We start from the raw sequence: 620 nt of genomic DNA, 5'->3' as shown, positions 1-620 counted from the left end.
TACATACTGTCTCATTTTTATGCTGCTGAAGACAAGTCATCAGGGTTAGACGCTTTTAAAAAGTTAAGTAAAGCTTTTTCGTCTTGGCTTTGGAAGTTTTTGCTACGACCTTGGCGCGCCTGCTTATACGACTCATAAAACTGCCCTGCCAAAAACTGCTCGATAACGCGCGGATGAATGTAGGATGCGCGGCAAACAGATGGCGTATTGCCCAGCTCATCAGCCACATCTTTTACCATCTGCGTGACTAAGTCTTGACGCACTTTACTATCAGGTGCACTTGCTAAAATCTCATCGCCCTCTTTACTTTGCAATTCATCATATAAAAAGCTTGCCGCCAGCACACTTGCCATCCACGTGCGAAAATCCTTAGCGCTATAACGCTTGTCGGTACAGCTGTCATCGCTATTGTTATTGTTATTGTCAGCGCATAAATGCTCACGCAAATAGTCATTGATATCGCCGCTATCAACCTCTTGTTTATCGCCATTTTCATCTAAATACTTAAATATCTGATACCCTGGCAACTCAGAGCAGGCTTGCACAATCTCTATCAAGCGCTCGTCTTGCAGCTCGATATGATGCTCTTTAGCGCTTTTACCGACAAAATCAAAAGCGAG

General features: G+C 43.9%; 1 pseudogene. It reads right to left on the bottom strand.

Annotated features, from left to right (window positions below):
• Positions 1-17: 17 nt before the first annotated feature.
• Positions 18-620: pseudogene (locus tag ACTXGO_RS15785) on the bottom strand (DNA topoisomerase IB); the annotation flags it as partial.

The sequence above is a fragment of the Psychrobacter sp. T6-1 genome (genome assembly GCF_052258445.1).
The sequence above is the reverse complement of the archived record's forward strand: the minus strand, read 5'-3'. Positions and strand labels throughout refer to the sequence as shown.